This window comes from Agromyces humatus (assembly GCF_021228295.1).
GTDB classification, from domain to species: domain Bacteria; phylum Actinomycetota; class Actinomycetes; order Actinomycetales; family Microbacteriaceae; genus Agromyces; species Agromyces humatus.
Genome location: NZ_JAJQPD010000001.1, coordinates 434,198 through 455,896, shown reverse-complemented (window position 1 = coordinate 455,896; position 21,699 = coordinate 434,198). Strand labels below are relative to the sequence as shown.

22 protein-coding genes and 1 riboswitch are annotated in these 21,699 nt (G+C 70.3%); of the genes, 10 read left to right on the top strand and 12 right to left on the bottom strand.

What is annotated here, in order from left to right; all coding sequences use genetic code 11:
• Position 1: 1 nt before the first annotated feature.
• The 6 genes from LSF15_RS02085 (at position 2) to LSF15_RS02060 (ending at position 4,887) form a co-directional block, all read left to right on the top strand.
• Positions 2-745 carry an ABC transporter ATP-binding protein gene (locus tag LSF15_RS02085; RefSeq protein ID WP_232496860.1) on the top strand — a complete coding sequence of 248 codons (744 nt, stop codon included), beginning with the start codon at positions 2-4 and terminating at the stop codon, positions 743-745.
• A gap of 25 nt (positions 746-770) precedes the next feature.
• Positions 771-1,730 (top strand): ABC transporter permease, encoded by a 960-nt coding sequence (locus tag LSF15_RS02080; RefSeq protein WP_232496859.1) that lies wholly within the window; start codon positions 771-773, stop codon positions 1,728-1,730.
• Entirely contained in the window at positions 1,727-2,599 is an 873-nt protein-coding gene (gene cobA, locus LSF15_RS02075) for a uroporphyrinogen-III C-methyltransferase (protein WP_232496858.1), read from the top strand. Before LSF15_RS02080 ends, cobA begins: the two co-directional genes overlap by 4 nt.
• Positions 2,600-2,666: 67 nt before the next feature.
• Positions 2,667-4,079: an FAD-dependent oxidoreductase gene (locus LSF15_RS02070; protein ID WP_232496857.1), complete on the top strand. Its 1,413-nt coding sequence runs from the start codon at positions 2,667-2,669 to the stop codon at positions 4,077-4,079.
• Entirely contained in the window at positions 4,076-4,417 is a 342-nt protein-coding gene (gene fdxA, locus LSF15_RS02065; RefSeq protein WP_232496856.1) for a ferredoxin, read from the top strand. Before LSF15_RS02070 ends, fdxA begins: the two co-directional genes overlap by 4 nt.
• A gap of 116 nt (positions 4,418-4,533) precedes the next feature.
• Complete coding sequence (locus tag LSF15_RS02060; protein WP_232496855.1) at positions 4,534-4,887, top strand: hypothetical protein; 354 nt, start codon at positions 4,534-4,536, stop codon at positions 4,885-4,887.
• Positions 4,888-4,940: 53 nt separating this feature from the next.
• Here the strand turns inward: LSF15_RS02060 and LSF15_RS02055 are convergent, their stop codons facing one another.
• A complete protein-coding gene (locus LSF15_RS02055) occupies positions 4,941-5,366 on the bottom strand; it encodes a four-helix bundle copper-binding protein (protein WP_232496970.1) in 426 nt (141 codons plus the stop codon).
• A gap of 189 nt (positions 5,367-5,555) precedes the next feature.
• Positions 5,556-6,923, bottom strand: a complete 1,368-nt coding sequence (locus LSF15_RS02050; protein ID WP_232496854.1) for an MFS transporter — start codon at positions 6,921-6,923, stop codon at positions 5,556-5,558.
• 308 nt (positions 6,924-7,231) lie between these two features.
• Between LSF15_RS02050 and LSF15_RS02045 the strand changes: the two genes are divergently transcribed.
• Positions 7,232-7,681, top strand: coding sequence for a DUF2269 family protein (locus tag LSF15_RS02045; RefSeq protein ID WP_232496853.1), 450 nt, complete (start codon positions 7,232-7,234; stop codon positions 7,679-7,681).
• A gap of 42 nt (positions 7,682-7,723) precedes the next feature.
• Here the strand turns inward: LSF15_RS02045 and ribH are convergent, their stop codons facing one another.
• From ribH to LSF15_RS02020, 5 genes are all read right to left on the bottom strand, one after another.
• Entirely contained in the window at positions 7,724-8,191 is a 468-nt protein-coding gene (gene ribH, locus LSF15_RS02040) for a 6,7-dimethyl-8-ribityllumazine synthase (RefSeq protein WP_232496852.1), read from the bottom strand.
• Positions 8,188-9,486 (bottom strand): GTP cyclohydrolase II, encoded by a 1,299-nt coding sequence (gene ribA / locus LSF15_RS02035; protein WP_232496851.1) that lies wholly within the window; start codon positions 9,484-9,486, stop codon positions 8,188-8,190. Before ribA ends, ribH begins: the two co-directional genes overlap by 4 nt.
• Positions 9,483-10,148, bottom strand: coding sequence for a riboflavin synthase (locus LSF15_RS02030; RefSeq protein WP_232496850.1), 666 nt, complete (start codon positions 10,146-10,148; stop codon positions 9,483-9,485). Before LSF15_RS02030 ends, ribA begins: the two co-directional genes overlap by 4 nt.
• 11 nt (positions 10,149-10,159) lie before the next feature.
• A complete protein-coding gene (gene ribD / locus LSF15_RS02025; RefSeq protein WP_232496849.1) occupies positions 10,160-11,245 on the bottom strand; it encodes a bifunctional diaminohydroxyphosphoribosylaminopyrimidine deaminase/5-amino-6-(5-phosphoribosylamino)uracil reductase RibD in 1,086 nt (361 codons plus the stop codon).
• A 72-nt stretch (positions 11,246-11,317) separates the two neighbouring features.
• Positions 11,318-11,463, bottom strand: a riboswitch (FMN riboswitch).
• Positions 11,464-11,524: 61 nt separating this feature from the next.
• Positions 11,525-12,511: a sugar-binding transcriptional regulator gene (locus tag LSF15_RS02020; protein WP_232496848.1), complete on the bottom strand. Its 987-nt coding sequence runs from the start codon at positions 12,509-12,511 to the stop codon at positions 11,525-11,527.
• 153 nt (positions 12,512-12,664) lie between these two features.
• Between LSF15_RS02020 and LSF15_RS02015 the strand changes: the two genes are divergently transcribed.
• From LSF15_RS02015 to glpK, 3 genes are all read left to right on the top strand, one after another.
• Positions 12,665-14,422: a glycerol-3-phosphate dehydrogenase/oxidase gene (locus tag LSF15_RS02015; protein WP_372459877.1), complete on the top strand. Its 1,758-nt coding sequence runs from the start codon at positions 12,665-12,667 to the stop codon at positions 14,420-14,422.
• 229 nt (positions 14,423-14,651) lie between these two features.
• Positions 14,652-15,425 carry an MIP/aquaporin family protein gene (locus LSF15_RS02010; protein ID WP_232496847.1) on the top strand — a complete coding sequence of 258 codons (774 nt, stop codon included), beginning with the start codon at positions 14,652-14,654 and terminating at the stop codon, positions 15,423-15,425.
• Between the two features lie 62 nt (positions 15,426-15,487).
• Entirely contained in the window at positions 15,488-17,002 is a 1,515-nt protein-coding gene (glpK, locus tag LSF15_RS02005) for a glycerol kinase GlpK (RefSeq protein WP_232496846.1), read from the top strand.
• 166 nt (positions 17,003-17,168) lie between these two features.
• Here the strand turns inward: glpK and LSF15_RS02000 are convergent, their stop codons facing one another.
• The 5 genes from LSF15_RS02000 to LSF15_RS01980 are packed head-to-tail and all read right to left on the bottom strand — an operon-like array spanning position 17,169 to position 21,674.
• On the bottom strand, positions 17,169-17,924 hold the full coding sequence (locus LSF15_RS02000; protein WP_232496845.1) for an HAD family hydrolase: 756 nt from the start codon (positions 17,922-17,924) through the stop codon (positions 17,169-17,171).
• Positions 17,921-18,499 carry a GNAT family N-acetyltransferase gene (locus tag LSF15_RS01995; RefSeq protein WP_232496844.1) on the bottom strand — a complete coding sequence of 193 codons (579 nt, stop codon included), beginning with the start codon at positions 18,497-18,499 and terminating at the stop codon, positions 17,921-17,923. Before LSF15_RS01995 ends, LSF15_RS02000 begins: the two co-directional genes overlap by 4 nt.
• Before the next feature lies 1 nt (position 18,500).
• Positions 18,501-19,511, bottom strand: coding sequence for a tryptophan--tRNA ligase (gene trpS / locus LSF15_RS01990; RefSeq protein ID WP_232496843.1), 1,011 nt, complete (start codon positions 19,509-19,511; stop codon positions 18,501-18,503).
• A gap of 32 nt (positions 19,512-19,543) precedes the next feature.
• Complete coding sequence (locus LSF15_RS01985; protein ID WP_232496842.1) at positions 19,544-20,383, bottom strand: exodeoxyribonuclease III; 840 nt, start codon at positions 20,381-20,383, stop codon at positions 19,544-19,546.
• 10 nt (positions 20,384-20,393) lie between these two features.
• Positions 20,394-21,674: a YihY/virulence factor BrkB family protein gene (locus LSF15_RS01980; protein ID WP_232496841.1), complete on the bottom strand. Its 1,281-nt coding sequence runs from the start codon at positions 21,672-21,674 to the stop codon at positions 20,394-20,396.
• Between the last annotated feature and the right edge of the window lie 25 nt (positions 21,675-21,699).

Here is a 21,699-nt window from a genome sequence, read left to right as displayed (position 1 = left end):
CATGAGCGGGCACACGGCCATCCGCATCGAGCACCTCGGCAAGCGCTTCGGCGCAGGTCCCCTCGTGCTCGAGGACGTGAACCTGTCGATCGAGACGGGTGAGTTCGTCTGCCTGCTCGGCGCCTCGGGCTGCGGCAAGTCGACGCTGCTGAACCTCATCGCCGGGCTCGACCAGCCCTCGAGCGGCTCGATCGAGACCCCGGCCGAGGGCTCTGCGGTGATGTTCCAGGAGTCGGCGCTCATGCCGTGGCTCACCGCACGCGCCAACGTCGAGCTGGCACTGCGCCTGCGAGGTGCGCCACGCTCGGCGCGAAGGCGCGAGGCGCTCGAACTGCTCGACGTCGTGAACCTCGCGGATGCCGCGGACAAGCGCCCCCATGAGCTGTCGGGCGGCATGCGCCAGCGGGTCGCCCTCGCGCGGGCCCTTGCTCAGGACCGGCCCGTCCTGCTCATGGACGAGCCGTTCGCCGCCCTCGACGCCATCACGCGCGACCTCCTCCACGAGGAGCTCGAGCGCGTCTGGCGACGGACTGGCCGCACCATCGTCTTCGTCACACACAATGTCCGCGAAGCGGCTCGGCTCGGGCAACGGGTCGTCCTCCTGTCGTCCCGTCCCGGCCGGGTCGCGGGCGAGTGGCGAATCGCCGAGACCACCGGTCGGCGCATCGAGTCGCCCGAGGTCGCGGCGCTCTCCATCGAGATCACCGAGCAACTGCGGAAGGAGATCCGCCGAAATGCCGCATGAAGACGACTCTGGCTCCGCTGGTCGAGTGGCGACGAAGGAGCGGATCGAGACCGCCGACACCGAGGCATCCGCACCGGGTCTCGATACGCTCGCTGACGCTCGCCACTCGACCGACGACGACCACAACGACCTCCGCAGCCTCGAGGCCGGCCTCGACCGGCTGCAGACCGCCCCCGAGCGCCGGCCCAGTGCGTGGCGCCGCTTCACCACGAGCGTGCTGCCGCCCATCGTGTTCGTCGTCGCGCTCGTCGCCGCGTGGCAGCTCTACGTCGTGATCGCCGAGCCACGTCCCGACATCGTGCCGGGGCCGCTCGGCGTGGTCGCGGCGATCACGCAGGCCTGGGAGGCCGGGCGCCTGCAGGAGGCCGTCGTCACGAGCCTCGAGCGCGGCGTCTTCGGCTTCCTCATCGCGGTCGCGATCGGCACCCCGCTCGGCCTGCTCCTCGCCGAGGTGAAGCCGCTGCGGCGTGCGGTCGGTCCGATCATCTCGGGCCTGCAGGTGCTGCCGTCGGTGGCGTGGGTGCCCGCGGCGATCATCTGGTTCGGCCTGACGGATGCGACGGTGTACTTCGTCGTGCTCATGGGCGCGACACCGTCGATCGTGAACGGCCTCATCTCCGGAGTCGACCAGGTCCCGCCGCAACTGCGGCGGGTGGGCACCGTGCTCGGCGCAGGCCGTTGGCGGCTGGCGACCCACGTCGTCCTTCCGGCGTCGCTGCCCGGCTACGTCGCGGGCCTCAAGCAGGGCTGGGCGTTCTCGTGGCGGTCCCTGATGGCTGCCGAGATCATCACGACGGGTGGCGCGATCGGCTTCGGCCTCGGCTCGATGCTCGACCAGAGCCGCACGCTCGCGGACCTCGCGGGTGTGCTCGCGACGATCCTCGTGATCCTCACGATCGGCATCCTCATCGAGCTCGTGTTCTTCGCCCCCCTCGAGCGCCGGATGCTGCGCCGCCGCGGCCTGCTCGTGGAGCGTGGGCGATGAGCGGGTCTCGGCGGGCTGAGGAGGCGCGCAGCGCCGCCTCGAAACCGAATGCTGCACGTCCCGGTTTCGACACGCGCGCTGGCGCGCGCTCCTCAACCCGCGGAACGGTCACGCTCGTCGGCGCCGGCCCCGGCGACGCCGGACTGCTCACGATCCGCGGCCTGCGCGCTCTCGAGGCCGCCGACGTGATCGTCGCCGATCGGCTGGGCGCTCGCGGCGTGCTCGACGGCCTCGCCGCGGAGGGCGTCGTGATCGGCGCCGAGGTCGTCGACGTCGGCAAGCTCCCCGGCCACCACGCCGTGCCGCAGGACGCCATCAACGAGCTGCTCGTGACCCTCGCCCGCGACGGCCGCCATGTCGTGCGCCTCAAGGGCGGCGACCCGTTCATCTTCGGCCGCGGCGGCGAGGAGGTCGCGTTCTGCCGCGACCACGGCGTCGACGTCGAGGTGGTGCCCGGCATCACGAGCGCGATCTCGGTGCCGGCGATCGCGGGCATCCCGCTCACGCACCGCGGCCTCGCCACGACGTTCACCGTGGTCACCGGCCACGACCAGATCCAGGCGCTCGGCGGAGGACGCGACCACACGGTCGTGCTGCTCATGGGCATCGGCACGCTCGCGAATTCCGCGATCACCCTCGGACGAGGCGAGCGCGGCGCCGACTGCCCCGTCGCGATCATCGAGGACGGCTACGGACCCGCGCAGCGGGTCACCGTCGGCACGCTCGACACGATCGCCCTGCAGGCCGCGCGCCGTGGCATCCGATCGCCCGCCGTCGTCGTGGTCGGCGACGTCGTGACCCTCAGCCCGTATGCGCCACCCTCGCTGGTTGAGGAGGCGCCCCGGCGCCGTCTCGAAACCCGCCGATGAGGTTTCGAGACGGTCGCTCCGCTCCCTCCTCAACCCGCTCAGCCACCCACCGAAAGGCCCCGCAACCATGACGCTCTCCCTCCGTGTCGCGATCGTCGGCGCCGGTCCCGCCGGCATCTACGCCGGAAACATCCTCAATCGCCAGGTCGCCGAGGCCCGCGGAGAGGTCGCGATCGACCTGTTCGAGTCCCTGCCCGCACCGTACGGCCTCATCCGCTACGGCGTCGCACCCGACCACCCCCGCATCAAGGGCATCGTCAACTCGTTGCACGAGATGCTCGACGCGGGCACGATCCGGCTCATCGGCAACGTCGAGGTCGGCCGCGACGTCACGGTCGACGAGCTTCGCGAGCGCTACGACGCCGTGGTCTTCGCCACCGGTGCCCTGAAGGACGCCCCGCTCGACATCCCCGGCATCGACCTGCCCGGCTCCTACGGCGCGGCCGACCTGGTGGCCTGGTACGACGGGCACCCCGACGTACCGCGCGAATGGCCGCTCGAGGCCGAGCAGATCGCGGTCATCGGCAACGGCAACGTCGCGCTCGACGTTGCTCGCGTGCTCGCGAAGCACCCAGAGGACCTGCTGCCGACGGATGTCCCGGCGAACGTCGTCGCGGGCCTCGAGGCGTCGCCCGTGACCGACGTGCACGTGTTCGGCCGCCGTGGCCCGGGTCACGTGAAGTTCACGCCGATCGAGCTGCGCGAGCTCGGCGAAGTGCCCGATGTCGACGTGATCGTCTACGACGACGACTTCGAACGTGCCGCGGGCGACCCGCACGCTGAGCAGCTGCACGCCTCGAACAACCAGGTGAAGGTCATGACCCGCACCCTCAACGGTTGGCGCAAGCCCGCAGACCGGGTCTCGACCGCATCGCGGCGCCTGCACCTGCACTTCCTGCACTCGCCCGTCGAGGTGCTCGGCGACGGGCGCGTCGAGGGAGTGCGGTTCGAGCGCACGCGCCCCGTGGGCAACGGCTCGGTCGCGGGCACCGGCGAGTTCGTCGACGTGCCGGTGCAGGCGGTCTACCGTGCCGTGGGTTACGCGAGCTCCCCGCTCCCGGGCGTGCCGTTCGACGAGTCGAAAGCGGTCATCCCCAACGACGGTGGTCGGGTGACGGATGCCGCAGGCTCGCCCATCCCGGGCGTCTATGCGACCGGCTGGATCAAGCGCGGCCCAGTGGGCCTCATCGGCCACACGAAGGGCGACGCGCTCGAGACCATCACGAACCTGCTCGCCGATGCCACGGCCGGCGCGCTGCCCGCGTCTGCCGTCGAGGCGGCGGGCGGCGACGAGGTGCTCGAGCTCCTCGAGGCCCGCGAGGTGCACTACACGACGTGGGCGGGTTGGCTCGAGCTCGACGCGCACGAGCGCGCCCTCGGCGAGGCATCCGACGCCCCGGTCGTACGCGAGCGCGTGAAGGTCGTGCCCCGCGACGAGCAGGTGGAGATCTCGCGCGCCGGTTCCCTGGTCGGCTCGTGACCTACGTCATCGCGCTGCCGTGCGTCGACGTCAAAGACCGTGCCTGCATCGACGAGTGTCCGGTCGACTGCATCTACGAGGGTGAACGCTCGCTCTACATCCACCCCGACGAGTGCGTCGACTGCGGTGCCTGCGAGCCGGTCTGCCCGGTCGAGGCGATCTACTACGAAGACGACCTGCCCGAGATGTGGGCCGACTACTACAAGGCGAACGTCGAGTTCTTCGAGATCTCGACGGGCTCGGTCCCGGCGGTCGGCTCGCCCGGCGGCGCCGCGAAGGTCGGCGTCATCGCCATGGACCACCCCGTCATCGCCGCCCTGCCGCCGCAGGCGCACTGACCCTGCGCGGGGTCTCGACGGCACTGAAGCGGCGCACTGTTGCCGCGTGTGACGGCGGCCGCGACATCCGTTCGGCGCGAGCGTATCGTGGCGGAATCGAACCACGAGGAGCCATCATGTCGCACCGCGAGCCGCACGCCGCCACCGAGCCCCGCACGGGCACGGTCATGGGCATGCGCGGCTGCGAGTCGGCGACCGACTGCTCGAGCGACCGGCCCGGGCACGGGCTCCACGCGATGCAGCGACGACTCGCCGCGACCACGTCGAGCAAGTGGGTCGACGGATTCGTCGCGTCGACCGACGATGCGGGGTTCGCGACGGTCGCCGACTTCGACGGCGGCACGGTGCAGCGCGTCTGGCACCACGACGCGTTCGCCGGCGCATTGCGGGTCGGCGACCCGGTCGCCGTGCACGCGATCTACGGCGTGCTCGCCCGGGGCGCCGAGCGCTTCAGCGTCGCGTACGCCTGAGCGCGGGTCTCGAGACGCGTCGCCTTCGGCGGCGCTCCACGACCAGCGGAGCCTCACGCCACCGGCATCGCCTCGCTCATCGAGCCCATCATCTTCTCGAGCGCCATGGCCGCCTGGTCGCATGCCATCGCGCACATGCGGCAGTGTTCGCTCATCTCGGCGTGCATCATGCACTCGGCAGAGCATGCGCGGCACATCATGATCGTCGTCTGCATCATCGACGACATCACCGCCAGGTCCATGCCGTTCATGCGCAGCATCATGCGCATCATCGTGTCGCACATGTCGGCGCAGTTCGAGCACATGGCGGCGCACCGGCCCATGCCCTCGCCCGCGTCGGCGTCGGCGCACATGATGCACGCCTGCGCGCACGCGGAGAGGGCCTCGAGACACTCCTGCATCATCGCCGGATCCATGCCCTTCATCGGCATCTCCGACGACGACATGGCGCCCTTCATCATGTCCATCGTCATGTTCATCTGCACGCTCCACTGCTCTGGGCGGCCCAGCGTCGACGGTGCCGGCGGAGGACTCGGCAGCCCCTGATGCGGCCATGCTACGCCGCAGTCCTCGGCCCCAGAAGGGGCCCGTGTGACGTTCTCGTGAAGTTGCGCCGTCAGACGAGGGGCGGGATGTCGCGACATCCGGCCCCTCGTCTCGAACCGCACTCAGGCGTTCATGTCGACATCCTTCGTCTCCTTCGAGACGAGGAGTGCGATGAGCGTGAGCACCGCCATCACCGACAGGTAGATGCCGACCCAGAACGGGCTGCCGCCACCGGCCTGCCAGAGCGCCACCGCGATGAACGGGGCGACCGCGGCGCCGAGGATCGACGACACGTTGTACGAGATGCCCGAGCCCGTGTACCGCACGTTCGTGGGGAACAGCTCGGGCAGCAGCGCGCCCATCGGCCCGAACGTCAGCCCCATGAGCGAGAAGCCGACGACGAGCCAGAGCATGACGCCCCAGAACCCGGCGCCGAGCAGCGGCACCCACAGCAGGCCGAACGCGATGATGCCGAGCGTGACCCAGATGAGCGTCTTGCGGCGACCCCAGCGGTCGGCCCATGGGCCCGACACCAGCGTGAAGATGCCGAAGAACACGACACCGCCGATGAGCATCAGCACGAACGTGGTGTACGAGTAGCCGAGTCCGGGCAGTGCGCCCTCGGCGGCTTCGATCGGCGCCCGGCCGTACGACAGCGAGAACGTGGTCATCAGGTAGAAGAGCACGTAGGTGGCGAGCATGAAGAACGTGCCGAGGACGAGCTGCTTCCAGTGGTTCTTGAACACGCTCGCGAGGGGCAGGCGCGTGAGCTTGCCCTGCTTCGACGCGTTCGAGAAGGCGGTCGACTCGACCAGGCGCAGGCGCACCCAGAGGCCGACGACGACCATGACGACCGAGAACAGGAACGGGATGCGCCAGCCCCAGTCGAGGAACGCCTGCGACGGCATCGAGGGGTCGTCGGAGGGGAGCATCGCCGCGATGACGAGGAACAGGCCGTTGGCGATGATGAAGCCGATCGGTGCTCCGAGCTGCGGGAAGGTGCCGAACAGCGCGCGCTTGCCCGCCGGCGCGTTCTCGGTGGCCACGAGCGCGGCGCCCGACCACTCGCCGCCGAGGGCGAAGCCCTGCGCGATGCGCAGGATGACGAGGAGCAGTGGCGCGAGCCATCCGACCAGCGCGTACGTCGGCAGCACGCCGATCAGGAACGTCGCGATGCCCATGGTGAGCAGCGCTCCGACGAGCGTCGCCTTGCGACCGTGCTTGTCGCCGAGGTGGCCGAAGATGACGGCGCCGAGCGGACGCGCGATCATCGCTGCGCCGAAGACGGCGAACGACGAGAGCAGCGCGGTCGTGGCGTCGCCCGTCGGGAAGAACAGGTGGGGGAAGACCAGCACCGCGGCGGTCGCGTAGACGTAGAAGTCGTAGAACTCGATCGTCGTGCCGATGAGGCTCGCGAGCGCGACGCGGCTGCGCGGATTGGCGGGTGTGGCGGTGACTGGTGCGGCCGGGGCCGCGGTTGGTGCAGACATTGCTGGCGAAGACTCCAAGAGGGGTGCGAAAGAACGCTGCGCCCCGAGGCACGTCGGTCGGGCGTTCGAACCGGAGGCAGTGCAGGAATCGTCGCTTGTGGCAACCTCTCCACCGTACGCGGCACCGGGTCGGGCGGGGCCGATGTCGGGTGCACGGTGCGGTGAGCGGCTGCCTCGGTGCGGTGAACGGCGCATCGCCGGTCGAGTGGCGAAGCCGATCGCGATCCGACGGGGCCGAGAACGGCGACGTGCCGGATCGATCGAAGGTTCGATGCGACGCCGGATGCCGCGTGGCTAGGCTCTATGGCATGGATACCCTGATCTCGATTCTGCACGTCACCACGGCCGTCTTCATCGTCGGGCCGATGGCGATACTGCCCATGACCGCGATGCGCGCGGTGCGTGCCGGCAACGGAGGTCAGGTCGCCGTGCTCGCGAAGTCGACCATGGTGTTCAGCTGGCTCTCGCTCATCGTGTTCCTGCTCGGCTTCGGGGCGATGGGCATGGCCGACGAGGAGTTCGGGCTCACGTTCACGACGCCGTGGATCCTCTGGTCGATCATCCTCTACGTGATCGCGTTCGCACTCAGCGTGTTCCTCGTGGTCCCGTCGATGCGCAAGGCCGCCGAGGCGCTGTCGGGCGACGCCGGATCGGGCGGGGGCGCGGCTGCGGCCGGCTATCCGGCCATCGCGGCCGGCAGCGGCATCGTGTCGTTGCTGCTCGTCGCGGTGGTCGTGCTCATGGTCTGGAAGCCGTAGTCACGCCCTCGCGCGGAACGCCGGGTGCGGGCGCCGCAGGAATCACCCGACCGAGCGCAGTGCGCGGGCGGTCGCGATCGCCGCTTCGGCGGCCTCGCGGCCCTTGTCCTCCTTGGAGCCGGGCAGTCCGGCACGATCGATGCCCTGCTGCTCGTCGTCGAGGGTGAGCACCCCGAAGCCGACCGGCTTGCCCGTGTCGAGGGCGACACGGGTCAGCCCGTCGGTCGCCGCCGCCGACACGTACTCGAAGTGCGGGGTGCCGCCGCGGATGATCACGCCGAGCGCGACGACCGCGTCGGCGCCCGCCTCGAGGGCGGCCTTCGACACGACGGGCAGCTCGAAGCTGCCGGGCACGCGCACGAGCGAGAACGACGCGCCCGACGCCTCGAGCGTGCGGGTCGCTCCGGCGATGAGCGCGTCGGTGATCTGGTCGTGCCAGCTGCCGGCGACGATCACGACCGAGAGGCCGCGGCCGTCGACGTCGAGTTCGGGGGATCCTGCTCCGCTCATGATGCGTGTCCTTCCAGGAGGGTCTCAGCCGCGGCGTCCGCGAGCTGCTGGTCGTCGATCGTGTGGCCCATGCGATTGCGCTTGGTCTCGAGGTACCCCGTGTTGACGTCGACCACGCCCACCACGAGCGGCAGCCGCTCGACGACGTCGATGCCGTGCGCCTCGAGCTGGCGCACCTTCTCGGGGTTGTTCGTCAGCAGCCGCACGCGGTCGATGCCGAGGTCGGCGAGGATCCCGGTCGCCGCGCTGTAGTCGCGTGCGTCGATCGGCAGGCCCAGCGCCAGGTTGGCGTCGAGCGTGTCGAGGCCGTCCTCCTGCAGGCGATACGCCCGCAGCTTGTTGATGAGCCCGATGCCGCGACCCTCGTGGCCGCGCAGGTAGACGACCACGCCGCCGGTGCGCTGGATCGTGTCGAGCGCGGTATCGAGCTGCGGCCCGCACTCGCACTTGAGCGATCCGAACGCCTCGCCGGTCAGGCACTCGGAGTGCACCCGCACGACCGCGCCGGCGGGATCGGCGGCCGGATCGCCCGCGATGATGGCGACATGGTCGGCCCCGGTGCTGCGGTCGCGGTAGGCGCGCACGGTGAACTCGCCGCGGTCGGTCGGCAGGGTGGTCTCGACCTCGAACGCGACGGGCGAGGATTCGGGCACGATCGCGGCCGCGGCATCGGCCCAGGGATCGCGACCGGTGTCGCGCAGCCAGTCGACGAGTGCCGCCACGGTCGTGACGGGCAGCCCCGCGCGCTCGCCGAGCGCGATGAGCGCGGGCAGCCGCATCATCTCGCCGCTGTCCTCGACGAGTTCGCCGATGACGCCGACGGGTGACAGGCCGGCGAGGCGCATGAGGTCGACCGTGGCCTCGGTGTGACCGGCGCGCTCGCGCACGCCGCCGTCGACGGCGCGCAGCGGCAGGATGTGCCCGGGGCGCTGCAACGAGTCGGGCGTCGAGGCCGGTTCGGCCAGCACGCGCAGGGTGTGCGCGCGGTCGGAGGCGCTGATGCCGGTCGTGGTGCGGTCGGCGGCGTCGACCGAGATCGTGTAGGCGGTCGAGCGCGGGTCTTCGTTGCGCTCGGTCATGAGCGGCAGTTCGAGCCGGTCGGCGACCGAGTTCGGCATCGGCGCGCAGAGGTAGCCGCTCGTGTGGCGCACCATCCACGCGATCCATTCCTGGGTCGCGAACTGCGCCGCCATGATGGCGTCGCCCTCGTTCTCGCGTCCCTCGTCGTCGGCGACGATCACGGGCTTGCCCGCGCGCAGGGCGTCGAGGACCTCGGGAATGGTTGCCAGGCTCATTCGGCACCTCCGGTGCTGTGGATGGAAGACGGGATCTCGACCGACTCGGTGCCGAGGCGGCCGGCGAAGCGCAGCATGCGCTCGACCTGGCGCGCGAGGATGTCGGTCTCGATGTTCACGCGGTCGCCGACGACGCGGTCGCCGAGGGTGGTGGCGCTGAGGGTCTCGGGGATGAGCGACACCTCGAACCACGACCCGTCGGGTTCGTCGCCGATCGCGCTCACCGTGAGTGAGACGCCGTCGACCGCGATCGACCCCTTGTCGACGACGAGCGGCGCGTGCATCGCATCGAGCGAGAAGCGGATGACCCGCCACGCGTCGCCCGGACGGATCTCGAGCACCTGCGCCGTGCCGTCGATGTGGCCCTGCACGATGTGTCCGCCGAGCCGGTCGCCCACCTGCGCGGCGCGCTCGAGGTTCACCGCGAGCCCCTCGCCGGCGCCGTCGAGCGTCGACATCGCGAGCGTCTGGGCCATCACGTCGGCGGTGAAGCCCTCGGTGTCGAACTCGATGACGGTGAGGCACACGCCCGAGACCGAGATCGAGTCGCCGTGCTTCACGCCCTCGACGACGAGCGGCCCGCGGACGCTCAGGCGCGCGGCGTCGTCGGTTCGCTCGACGCGCGTGATGGTGCCACGCTCCTCGATGATTCCGGTGAACATGTCGGTTCCTCTCAACGGTGCTGGTCGGGGCCGGGATCGAGTCGCGCGGGGCGCGAATCGGTGTCTGCGGCCTGTTTCGGGTGCGCGACGAGCAGTACGTCGTCGCCGAGTCGTTCGATGCTGGTGAAGTCGAAGCGCTGCGCGCCGTCGATGGATGCGATGCCGAGGTCGCCGAGCGCGAGCCGAGGGCCGCCGAGCAGGGCGGGTGCGAGGTAGACGAGCAGTTCGTCGACGAGGCCGGCTGCGATGAAGGCGCTCGCGAGCGTCGGCCCGCCCTCGATGAAGAGCGATCGGATGCCCCGCCGCTGCAGTTCCTCGAGATCGGCGGTCAGGTCGGTGCCGGTGAAGAACATGGGCGCGTGCGGGTGACGGGTGATCGACGCGTCGGCGGGCACGGCGCGCCGGCCGAACACCACGGGCGTTGGCTGCGCGTCGTAGAACTGGCCGCCCGGATCACGCGCGGTGAGCGCGGGGTCGTCGGCGAGCACCGTTCCCGTGCCGACCGCGATGGCGTCGGCGCGGGAGCGGCGGCGGTGCACGTCGGCCCGCGCGGCCGGACCGGTGATCCACTGGCTCGTGCCGTCGGCCGCTGCGGCGCGACCGTCGAGGCTCGACGCCCATTTCACGATGACCCGGGGGCGGCGGTTGCGGGCGGCGAACAGCCAGTCCTCGAGCAGGGCCTCGGCCTCGTCGACGAGTACGCCGCCGGTGACCGCGACGCCCGCGTCGCGCAGGCGTTGCGCACCGCCCGCTGAGTGGTCGCCGGGGTCGGCCACCGCGTACACGACGCGGGCGACGCCGGCCTCGACGAGGGCCTCGGCGCAGGGGCCCGTGCGCCCGGTGTGATTGCAGGGCTCGAGGGTCACCACTGCGGTGGCGCCCTCGGCGGCACCCGGCGCCAGCTTCGAGAGCGCGTCGACCTCGGCGTGGGCCGTGCCGGCTCCACGGTGCCAGCCCTCGGCGATGACGTCGCCGGCGTGCGAGAGGATCACGCAACCGACCCTCGGGTTCACCCCGCGTGAGGGGCCGCGCGTGGCGAGCTCGAGCGCGCGGCGCATCGCCGCGGCATCCGCCATCGTGTGCGCTCCCGTGGTCATCCCTCGTCCTGTCTTCAGGTCTCCGGGGATGCTCGGCGCAGCCGAACAGGTCGACGACGCTGCGCGTCGCCGACACGTGCCGCCTCCCATCCGGACTTTCACCGTCGGTACCGGAATTCCACCGGTTCAACTGCACGCGCCCGATCTCTCGATCGAACGCACCCAGCTCGCGGACTGTAACCGCCGGTTCGGAATTACACCGACCCCGGAGCACGTTTGTCGTGTCGATTCTACGTCAACGCGTGCGACGGCGAAGTATTCCCGCGTCGCCGCGAGTCATCAGGCACGTGACTCGATCAGGGCGCGGGCCGTGCCCTCGTCGACGATGAGGTCGGTGATGAGCCCTGCGGCGAGCGCGCCGCGCAGGCTGTCGAGCTTGGCCTTGCCCGAGACCACGCAGACCCGGCGCGGGGCACGACGCAGCACCGAGAAGTCGGGTCCGGTCGCACGTTCGTTCAATGCGATGCCGTCGGTCGTGCCGTCGGCGCGATAGAACACCGTGGCGACGTCGCCGACGGCGCCGTCGCGGCTGAGCGCCTCGTAGTCGGCTCGTTCGAGGTATCCGCCCTGGTAGACGTGACTGGGAACCTCGGCGAACGGGGAGCCGAGGCCGAACAGGGCCACGTCCATGCGGCTCTGCAGGTCGAGCAGACGCCGAGTCGAGCGTTCGCGCCAGAACGCCCGCCTCGTCTCGGGGTCGTCGAAGAATGCCGGAACGGGGAATTGCTGCACCCGGGCGCCGAACGCGTCACCGAACCGTCGCAGCAGTTCGCTCGCGTAGAGGATTCCGGTGGTGCGCACGTTCCCGGCGCCGTTGAGCTGCACGATCTCGGTGTTGTGCGTCGCCTTCGGGACGAGGTGGCGACTCATGGCCGTCATCGTGGATCCCCACGCGACGCCGATCGTCTGGTTCGAGTCCACGTACTGGCCGAGAATCCGTGCAGCCGAGAGGGCGACACGGTCGAGGCGGTCGACGTCGCTCGCATGGTCGGGCACGGGCACGACCTGCGCATGCACCTCGTGGCGTTCGAGGATCTCCTGCTCGATGCGGCTCGGCAGGTCGAGCGGCGAGTGGATCGAGATCTCGACAAGTCCGCTCGCCCGGGCATGGCTCAACAGGCGTGAGATCGAGGATCGCGAGGTGTGCAGCTCGTGCGCGATCGCATCCATCGTGAGGTCCTGCATGTAGTAGAGGTGCGCCGCACGCAGCGCGTCGCGCATCCTGCCCGACACGGTTCCGGGCTCGCCCGGCTCGTTCTCGATCATCTTCGTCTCCGTTGCACGTATGTGCACACGGCTTGCAATAGCGTGCGCGCATGCACACCATGTATTCATCCACACCGGACCCGTCCGGCGCAAGCCGGCCGCGGCCGATGGATTCGCATTCGAGTACCCACCCGCATCGAGAAGAGGACAGCGATGTCTGCGAACCCCACGACCATGCAGCGACACGACCGCGGCGGTGCCCCGCGCCTCCGACCCGAGGTCGCCGACCTCCGCGACCGGCCCACCGCCGACGTGGTCATCATCGGTGCCGGCATCAACGGCATCGCGACCTTCCGCGACCTCGCGCTGCAGGGCGTCGACGTGGTGCTCGTCGAGCGTGACGACTTCGTGTCGGGCGCGTCGTCGGCCTCGTCCCACATGATCCACGGCGGCATCCGCTACCTCGAGAACGGCGAGTTCCGGCTCGTCAGGGAATCCGTGCAGGAGCGCAATGCCCTCATCCGGATCGCGCCGCACTACGTCAAGCCGCTCGAGACGACCGTGCCGATCTTCTCGACCTTCTCGGGCATCGTCTCAGCGCCGCTGCGCTTCCTGACGCACCGGCAGGGCAAGCCCACCGAGCGCGGCGCCGCGCTCATCAAGGCCGGCCTGACCATCTACGACGCCTTCTCGCGCGACGGGGGAGCCGTGCCCCGCCACCGCTTCCACGGCCGCACCCGATCGCTCGCCGAACTGCCGGCGCTCAACCCCGAGGTGAAGTACACCGCGACCTACTTCGACGCGAGCATGCACGACCCGGAACGGCTCGCCCTCGACGTGCTCTTCGACGGTCTCGTGACTGGCCCCCACGCGCGGGCCGCCAACCACCTCGAGGCCGTCGGGCTCGATGCCGACGGTGTGCGGGTGCGTGACGGGATCACGGGCGAGGAGTTCGCGATCGCCGCGGACGTCGTCGTCAACGCGTCGGGACCCTGGACCGACCTCACGAACGCGCAGCTCGGTCGCGCGTCGCGGTTCATGGGCGGCACGAAGGGATCGCACATCGTGCTCGAGCACCCCGAGCTGCTCGCGGCGACCGCGGGGCGCGAGATCTTCTTCGAGCACGAGGACGGACGCATCGTCCTCATCTACCCTCTGAAGGACCGCGTCATGGTCGGCACGACCGACCTCGACCACGACATGCGCGAGCCCGCGGTGTGCACCGACGACGAGGTCGACTACTTCCTCGAGCTCATCGCGCACGTTTTCCCAGCCATCAGCGTCGAGCGGTCGCAGATCGTCTACCGATTCTCGGGCGTCCGCCCGCTGCCGCGTCACGACGACACCCAACCCGGTTTCGTGAGCCGCGACTACCGCATCGAGCGGGCGGATGTCGCGGAGCGGCCGGGCACCACGCTGCTGAGCCTCGTCGGCGGCAAGTGGACCACGTTCCGAGCCCTCGCCGAGCATCTGTCGGACGAGGTCCTGGGGCTCCTCGGGCGGGAGCGTGTGCGTTCCACGAGGGGACTCGCGGTCGGTGGCGGTGCAGGGTACCCGGCGACCGACGACGCCCGTCGCGTGTGGATCGTGTCGCACGGCGATGAGGTCGGCAACGCCCGCGCCGAAGCGCTCCTCGAGCGGTACGGCACCCGCGCCGCAGACCTCCTCGGCGAGGTCGAAGGTGCCGAGGACCTCGCGCTCGAGCACCACGCCGGATACACCCGCGGCGAGATCCAGTGGCTCGTGCGCAACGAGCGCGTCGTGCACCTGCTCGACCTCGTGCAGCGCCGCACCAGCATCGCGTTCACCGGCACACTGACCGCGCCGCTCCTCGACGAGCTCGCCGACCTCGTCGCCGCGGAACTCGGGTGGGACGACGCACGTCGTGCCGCCGAGGTCGCGGAGGCGCGTCGCGTGCTCGCCGAGCGCCACGGCGTCGCGCTCGCCCAGCTCGAGATTCCGGTGGGTTGAGGAGCACCCGACGAAGGAGGACGCGTCTCGAAACCCTCGCCCACAGGCCGGCGGGTCTCGAGACGCTCCTGCGTCGCTCCTCGACCCACGCCCGAATCTGCACGGATGTGCACCCTGAACGGCCTGATCCGGCCCCGATAGCCCGGTAGCTTCATCGGGGCCGGCCAAGTCCGGTGCTCTCGGCGGGCGGAAGCGACATCCGCCCGCTCACTCTCGAAGGAAGGTCAACGTGGACAATCTCGGAATCGTGTTCCTCTCGGAACTCGTCGGCACGGCGCTGCTCGTGCTGCTCGGCTGCGGCGTCGTCGCCAACGTCGCGCTCGCGAAGAACAAGGGCTTCAACGGCGGGTTCCTGATGGTGAACTTCGGCTGGGGCCTCGCGGTGTTCGCCGGCGTCATCGTCGCCTACGCGTCGGGCGCGCACATCAACCCCGCCGTCACGCTCGGACTCGTCGCGAACGGTGCCACCGAGTTCGGCAACCCGGCGTTCGGCGCCGTCGTTCCGGTCGGCGTCGTCTCGGTGCTGACCTACATCGGAGCGCAGCTGCTCGGCGCGTTCCTCGGCGCCGTCGTGGCCTGGCTCGCCTACAAGCAGCACTTCGACGCCGAGCCCGAGCCCGCGAACAAGCTGGGCGTGTTCTCGACCGGCCCCGCCATCCGCTCGTACGGCTGGAACCTCGTCACCGAGATCATCGGCACCTTCGTGCTCGTCTTCGTCGTCATCGGCTTCGGCCGCCAGGGCGACGCCTCGGGCCTCGCCGCGCTCGGCGCCCTGCCCGTCGCACTGCTCGTCATCGGTATCGGCGCGTCGCTCGGCGGTCCGACCGGGTACGCGATCAACCCCGCCCGCGACCTCGGTCCGCGCATCGCCCACGCCGTCCTGCCCATCGCGGGCAAGGGCGGGTCGGACTGGGCCTACGCGTGGGTTCCCGTCGTCGGTCCGATCATCGGCGGACTGCTCGCCGGCTGGGCCGCGATTCCGCTGCTGCCGCTCCTCGGCTGAGTCGCGGCATCCGCTCACCATCACCGCTCACCACCCATTCACTGAAGCAACGGAGTTCTCAGATGGCTGACTACATCCTCGCGATCGACCAGGGCACCACCTCGTCGCGCGCGATCATCTTCGACAAGGCAGGGTCGATCGTCTCGACCGGCCAACTCGAGCACCAGCAGATCTTCCCCCGGGCAGGCTGGGTCGAGCACGACCCGGCCGAGATCTGGCGCAACACCGGGGAGGTCATCGGCCAGGCGCTCGGCAAGGCCAACCTCACCCGGCACGACATCGCCGCGGTCGGCATCACGAACCAGCGCGAGACCGCCGTGGTCTGGGATCGCACCACCGGCGAGCCCGTGTACAACGCGATCGTCTGGCAGGACACCCGTACGCAGGCGATCGTCGACCGGCTCGCGACCGACGGCGGCGTCGAGCGGTTCAAGCAGCAGGTCGGCCTGCCGCTCGCGACCTACTTCTCGGGCACGAAGATCGTCTGGATCCTCGAGAACGTGCCCGGCGCACGCGAGAAGGCCGAGGCGGGCGACCTGCTGTTCGGTACGACCGACACGTGGGTGCTCTGGAACCTCACCGGCGGTGTCGAGGGCGGCGTGCACGCGACGGATGTCACGAACGCGAGTCGCACGATGTTCATGGACCTCGAGACCCTGCAATGGGACGACGAGATCCTCGCCGCGTTCGGCGTGCCACGCTCGATGCTCCCCGAGATCCGGTCGTCGTCCGAGGTCTACGGCGTCGCGAACGAGCACTCGCTGCTGCGCGAGACGCCGATCGCCGGCATCCTGGGCGACCAGCAGGCCGCGACCTTCGGCCAGGCCGCGTTCGACGCGGGCGAGGCCAAGAACACCTACGGCACCGGCAACTTCCTGATCTTCAACACCGGCGAGGAGATCGTCCACTCGAAGAACGGCCTGCTCACCACCGTCGGGTACAAGCTCGGCGAGCAGCCGGTGCACTACGCGCTCGAGGGATCGATCGCGGTGACGGGGTCGCTCATCCAGTGGCTGCGCGACAACCTCGGGCTCATCTCGTCGGCGGCCGAGGTCGAGGAACTCGCGAAGTCGGTCGAGGACAACGGCGGCGCATACTTCGTGCCGGCGTTCTCGGGGCTCTTCGCCCCGTACTGGCGCCCCGACGCGCGCGGCGCGCTCGTGGGCCTCACGCGCTACGTGAACAAGGGGCACATCGCACGTGCGGCGCTCGAGGCGATCGCGTTCCAGACGCGTGATGTGGTGGAGGCGGTGAACGCCGACGCGGGGATCGACCTCACCGAGCTGCGCGTCGACGGTGGGGCGACCGCCAACGACACCCTGCTGCAGTTCCAGGCCGACATCCTCGGGGTGCCCGTCGTGCGACCGGTGGTCGCCGAGACCACGGCACTCGGCGCGGCCTACGCCGCCGGTCTTGCGGTGGGCTTCTGGTCGAACCTCGACGACCTGCGCGCGAACTGGCAGGAGGACCGTCGCTGGACGCCCTCGATGGAGGCGGGCGAGCGCGAGCGTCTCGACCGCAACTGGAAGAAGGCCGTCTCGAAGACCCTCGATTGGGTCGACGACGACGTCGCATAGGATCTCACCGCACGTACGGTGAGGGGGCGGGTCGGTGCGCATGGGGGTGCGCCCGACCCGTTCTCGTCGCGCTGTGCGCTGTGCGCTGTGCGCTGTCCGACCGCAGCGCGCCCCGCGGCCCCGCGTGCCGCGCCCGCCGTCCGGCTGCGCGTGCCGCGCCCGCCGATCAGACGGCGAAGCGCTCGGCGAGGAGCGGCGCGAGTTCGGTGAGCGAGGCGATCTCGACGACGCCGACCGACGCTGCCGACTCCGCTTCATCGTCGGCCATCGCCGCGCCCGAGCGATTCAGCCACACGCCGAGGAGCCGTGCCGCGGCTGCGCCGATGGCATCGGTCACGAGCCGGTCGCCGACATAGGCCGCGGCGCTGACGGGCGCGTCGGCCTCGAAGCGCGCGATGGCGAACTCGAAGATGCCGGGGTCGGGCTTGGCGATGCCGACATCGCCCGAGGCGATGACATGGCCGAATCGGTCGAGGATGCCGAGCCGCTCGAGCTTCGCCCGCTGGAAGTCGAGCTCACCGTTCGTGATGATGCCGAACCGCACGCCCGGCAGCGCGTCACCGATGGCGTCGAGTGCCGGGAGCGCGTCGTCGTGCAGCGACCACGACTCGCGATAGCGCTCGAAGTAGCGGGCGAACCACGCGCCCGCGGCGAGCTCGTCGAGTTCTTCACCGTGCGCGAGCGCGAAGTCGCGTGCTCGCGCCCTGCGCTGGCCCTCGAAGGTCAGCCGGCCCGCCAGATAGGCGTGGTAGTGCTCCTCTTCGAGATCGTGCCAGAGCTGTTGCGCCCGGGCGTGCTCGGCCTCGTATGCCCGTTCGGTCATATGCAGCGCGATGCCCGCGTCGACGGCGGCGCGATGTGCCATGAGGGTGTCGTCGAGGTCGAACAGCACGATCGGCGACCCCGCGGCGGCGCCCGTCATCGGGTGCGCCCGAGGATCGGCTCCCAGCTCGCGTACGCGTCGGGGTCGGCGACGGCTCGGCGCTCGGCGCACCAGCCCGCGAGGGTCGCGCCGTCGCGGCCGGGAACGGTGCTGTCGGCAGGCGTCGTGCGACGGAATCCCGCTGCGCGCGCCACCATGGCCGACGCGATGTTGCCTTCGTTCGCCCGCCAGAGGACGACCTCGAGGCCGCGCTGGCCGCCGTCGAGCGCCCACTCGCACACGGCATTGGTCGCCTCGGCCATGTAGGCCGAACCGCGGTGCTCGGCGCCGAGCCAGAATCCGAGCTCGCCGCGCTCGGCGCGCAGGCTGATCACGCCGATGAGCGGCGCGCCGTCGGCGGTGCGGACGGCCCAGGTCAGTTCGGACCCGGACTCCCACGCGGCGGGGACGTACTCGGTGAGGAACCCACGCGCATGCTGCTCGGTGTACGGCCAGGGTGTCGTGAGGACTCGCTCGAAGAGCGGGTCTTGACAATGCCGGGTGACCGGCCCGATGTCGCGTTCGACCGGGAGGTCGAGCACGAGTCGCGCCGTGCGCAGGGTCACCGGAAGCATGTCAGCCCCGACGCACGAAGCCGACACGGTCGTAGACCTCGCGCAGGATGCGCTCCGCGCGCGCGCTCGCGCGCTCGGCACCGACCGCGAGCAACCGGTCGAGCTCGGCAGGGTCTTCGAGCAGCTCGAGCGTGCGGGCACGGATCGGCGTGAGCCGGTCGACGACGACCTCGGCGAGCTCCTTCTTGAGGTCGCCGTACCCGCGGCCGGCATAGCGCTGCTCGAGGTCGGCGATGGACTCGCCCGTCGTCGCCGCGTAGATGTCGAGCAGGTTCGAGATGCCGGGCTTCGTCGCCGGGTCGTACCGGATGTCGCGCTCGGTATCGGTGACGGCGCTCTTGAACTTCTTCGCCGTGACCGCGGGGTCGTCCATGAGCTTCACGAGACCCGCCTCTGAGGCCGCCGACTTCGACATCTTGGCCCTCGGCTCCTGCAGGTCGTAGATGCGGGCCGACTCTTTGGGGATCAGCGCCTCGGGCACGACGAACGTCTCGCCGAAGCGCGAGTTGAAGCGCCCAGCGAGGTCGCGCGTGAGCTCGAGGTGCTGGCGCTGGTCGTCGCCCACGGGCACGAGCTCGGTTCCGTAGAGCAGGATGTCGGCTGCCATGAGCACGGGGTACGTGAACAGGCCGACCGTGGTGGCGTCGGCGCCCTGCCGTGCCGACTTGTCTTTGAACTGCGTCATGCGGCTCGCCTCGCCGAAACCGGTGATCGTGCCGAGCACCCACGCCAGCTCGGTGTGCGCCGGGACGTGCGACTGCACGAACAGCGTCGAGCGCTCGACGTCGACGCCCGCGGCGATGTACTGCGCGGCCGTGCGACGGACGTTGTCGTGCAGCGCCTTGGGGTCTTGCGCAACGGTGATCGCATGCAGGTCGACGACGCAGTAGATGGGGTCGTACTCGTCTTGCAGGGCGACCCAGTTGACGAGCGCGCCGAGGTAGTTGCCGAGGTGGAGCGAGTCGCTCGAGGGCTGCATGCCCGAGAAGACGACCGGGGGGATGGAGGTCATGTGTTCAGCGTCCTAATGCGTGGGAGGGATGGTCAGATGGCGTAGTCGACGACGACCGGGGAGTGGTCGGACCATCGCTCGTCGTAGGCCGCGGCACGGTCGACCGTGTACGTCTTCACGGTCGCGGCGAGTGCCGGTGACGCCAGGTGGTAGTCGATGCGCCACCCGGTGTCGGTGTCGAACGCCTTGCCGCGCATCGACCACCACGTGTAGGGGCCGTCGACCTCGCCCGCGGACCTGCGGCCGACGTCGACCCAGCCGAGGCCCGCGCCCGCGTTGTAGTCGGGTGCGTCTTCGGCACCCACGAACCGGTCGAAGTACTCGCGCTCGCGCGGCAGGAAACCGGCCTTCTTGACGTTGCCCTTCCAGTTCCTGATGTCGAGCGTGCGGTGGCCGACGTTCAGGTCGCCGACGATGACCGCGAGCTCGGCGTGCTCGACGAGCCGCGGCATGCGCGCTTCCATCGCATCGAGGAATCGGTACTTCTCGACCTGCTTGGGCGTGCCGTCTTCACCCGAGTGCACGTAGGCCGACACGACCGTGAGCACCCGCCCGCCCACCTCGTAGTCGGCTTCGAGCCAGCGGCCGGCGCTGTCGAAGTCGGGGGCGCCGAGTTCGACCCGATGGATGTGGGCGCGGTTGCGGCTCGCGATCGCGACGCCGGCGCGACCCTTCGCGGTCGCGGGATCGTGCAGGATGTCCCAGTCGTCGCCGAGCAGGCCCTGCAGATCTTCGATCGACGCGCGCACCTCTTGCATGGCGAGGATGTCGACATCGCGAGCGGCCAGCCACTCGCCCATGCCCTTTCGGAACGAGGCGCGCACCCCGTTGACGTTGACGCTGGCGAGACGGAGGGGCTTCGCAGAGGGCATGCATTCGATCCTAGGGGAGGCCTCCGACGTGCTTTCGCGGCGGTTCGGCGGGTGCGGATGCCTCGAGCTCGGCGAGTTCGGATTCGGCCCGGTCGAGGCGACGCTTCGCCGCGAACCGCCCCATCCAGTTCGCGGCGGCCGCGTCGGCGGCGGCCTCGCGAACGCGCACTCGCGCCGCCGTGACGAGCGCCTCCTGCTCGCGCTCGAGCTGTTCGGCGGCGAGCTGCTCGGGGGTCACCTTGCGCAGCGACTCATGGGCATCGGCGGCCTCGACGGCGATCCAGCTCGCCGCGACCAGGATGATGATGCTCGTGATGCGGAACCAGAGCAGCATTCCGATGAACACGGCGAACGTCGCGAGCAGCGGGTTGGTGGAGGCCCGGCCGAGCAGGAACCCTCCGAGCAGCTGCAGTGCCGACAGCGCCGCCGAACCCAGCAGCGAGCCGACCCACACGCGCCGCCACGGCATGGCCGCTCCCGAGAGGAACCGGAACATGACGGCGAGGGCCAGCGTGTCGATCGCGAACACGACGAGGAACGCGCCGGCCTGCACGAGGAAGTCCGACCAGCCAGAGCCGCTGTCGAGCCCCACGAGTCCGAGCAGCCAGTCGAGGAACGACGTCGTCGCGACCGACAGGCCCGTGGCGATCAGGAGGATCGTGCCGAACGCCAACCCTGCGAGGAAGTCCCGCGCTTTCAGCAGCACGTAGGCTCGCGTGTCCTTCGGCAGTCCGAAGATGCTGCGCACGGCGGTTCGCGCGTAGGTGATCCACGCGATGGCCGTCCAGATGAGGCCCGCGAGGGCGACGGCGCCGGTCCAGCCGAACAGGCTCGTGCTCTGGGTGGCGATCTCGGTGAGCTCGTCGGTCGTGAGCACGCCGGTCGGACCGATGAGCCCGGGCGCGTAGGTGTTGAGCAGCGTCACGAACGCGTCGAGCGTCGCCTCATTGCCCGTCAGCCAGATTCCCGCGACCGCGAGCACGACGTACAGCGCCGCGAAGATCGCGAAGAGCGCCTGGTAGCTGAGCCCCGACGAGAGGATGAACCCGTTCTGGTACAGGAAGTGGCGCCACACCCGCACGGGGAACAGCGAGAGCGTCTTCTGCGTGATGGTGCCGACCGTGCTGATCGGCTCCTCGAAGCGTTCACGGATGGGCTCGGTGAACGCGTTGAATCGCTCTTTGGCCGACGCGGCGGGTTCGGCACCGTCGGGTGCCGCAGCGGATGCCGCGGGCGGCGCCTCGAGCGGGCGACCGTGGTCGCCCGACCGGCTCCCCGTGCGCTCGCTCACGCTGCCTCTCCCGCCGAGCGCGGAA

Coding starts and splice junctions, on each gene's coding strand:
- LSF15_RS02085 (WP_232496860.1), top strand. CDS start 2: ATGAGCGGGCACACGGCCATCCGCATCGAGCACCTCGGCAAGCGCTTC.
- cobA (WP_232496858.1), top strand. CDS start 1,727: ATGAGCGGGTCTCGGCGGGCTGAGGAGGCGCGCAGCGCCGCCTCGAAA.
- LSF15_RS02070 (WP_232496857.1), top strand. CDS start 2,667: ATGACGCTCTCCCTCCGTGTCGCGATCGTCGGCGCCGGTCCCGCCGGC.
- LSF15_RS02060 (WP_232496855.1), top strand. CDS start 4,534: ATGTCGCACCGCGAGCCGCACGCCGCCACCGAGCCCCGCACGGGCACG.
- LSF15_RS02055 (WP_232496970.1), bottom strand. CDS start 5,366: ATGAACATGACGATGGACATGATGAAGGGCGCCATGTCGTCGTCGGAG.
- LSF15_RS02050 (WP_232496854.1), bottom strand. CDS start 6,923: ATGTCTGCACCAACCGCGGCCCCGGCCGCACCAGTCACCGCCACACCC.
- LSF15_RS02045 (WP_232496853.1), top strand. CDS start 7,232: ATGGATACCCTGATCTCGATTCTGCACGTCACCACGGCCGTCTTCATC.
- ribH (WP_232496852.1), bottom strand. CDS start 8,191: ATGAGCGGAGCAGGATCCCCCGAACTCGACGTCGACGGCCGCGGCCTC.
- ribA (WP_232496851.1), bottom strand. CDS start 9,486: ATGAGCCTGGCAACCATTCCCGAGGTCCTCGACGCCCTGCGCGCGGGC.
- LSF15_RS02030 (WP_232496850.1), bottom strand. CDS start 10,148: ATGTTCACCGGAATCATCGAGGAGCGTGGCACCATCACGCGCGTCGAG.
- ribD (WP_232496849.1), bottom strand. CDS start 11,245: ATGACCACGGGAGCGCACACGATGGCGGATGCCGCGGCGATGCGCCGC.
- LSF15_RS02020 (WP_232496848.1), bottom strand. CDS start 12,511: ATGATCGAGAACGAGCCGGGCGAGCCCGGAACCGTGTCGGGCAGGATG.
- LSF15_RS02015 (WP_372459877.1), top strand. CDS start 12,665: ATGTCTGCGAACCCCACGACCATGCAGCGACACGACCGCGGCGGTGCC.
- glpK (WP_232496846.1), top strand. CDS start 15,488: ATGGCTGACTACATCCTCGCGATCGACCAGGGCACCACCTCGTCGCGC.
- LSF15_RS02000 (WP_232496845.1), bottom strand. CDS start 17,924: ATGACGGGCGCCGCCGCGGGGTCGCCGATCGTGCTGTTCGACCTCGAC.
- LSF15_RS01995 (WP_232496844.1), bottom strand. CDS start 18,499: ATGCTTCCGGTGACCCTGCGCACGGCGCGACTCGTGCTCGACCTCCCG.
- trpS (WP_232496843.1), bottom strand. CDS start 19,511: ATGACCTCCATCCCCCCGGTCGTCTTCTCGGGCATGCAGCCCTCGAGC.
- LSF15_RS01985 (WP_232496842.1), bottom strand. CDS start 20,383: ATGCCCTCTGCGAAGCCCCTCCGTCTCGCCAGCGTCAACGTCAACGGG.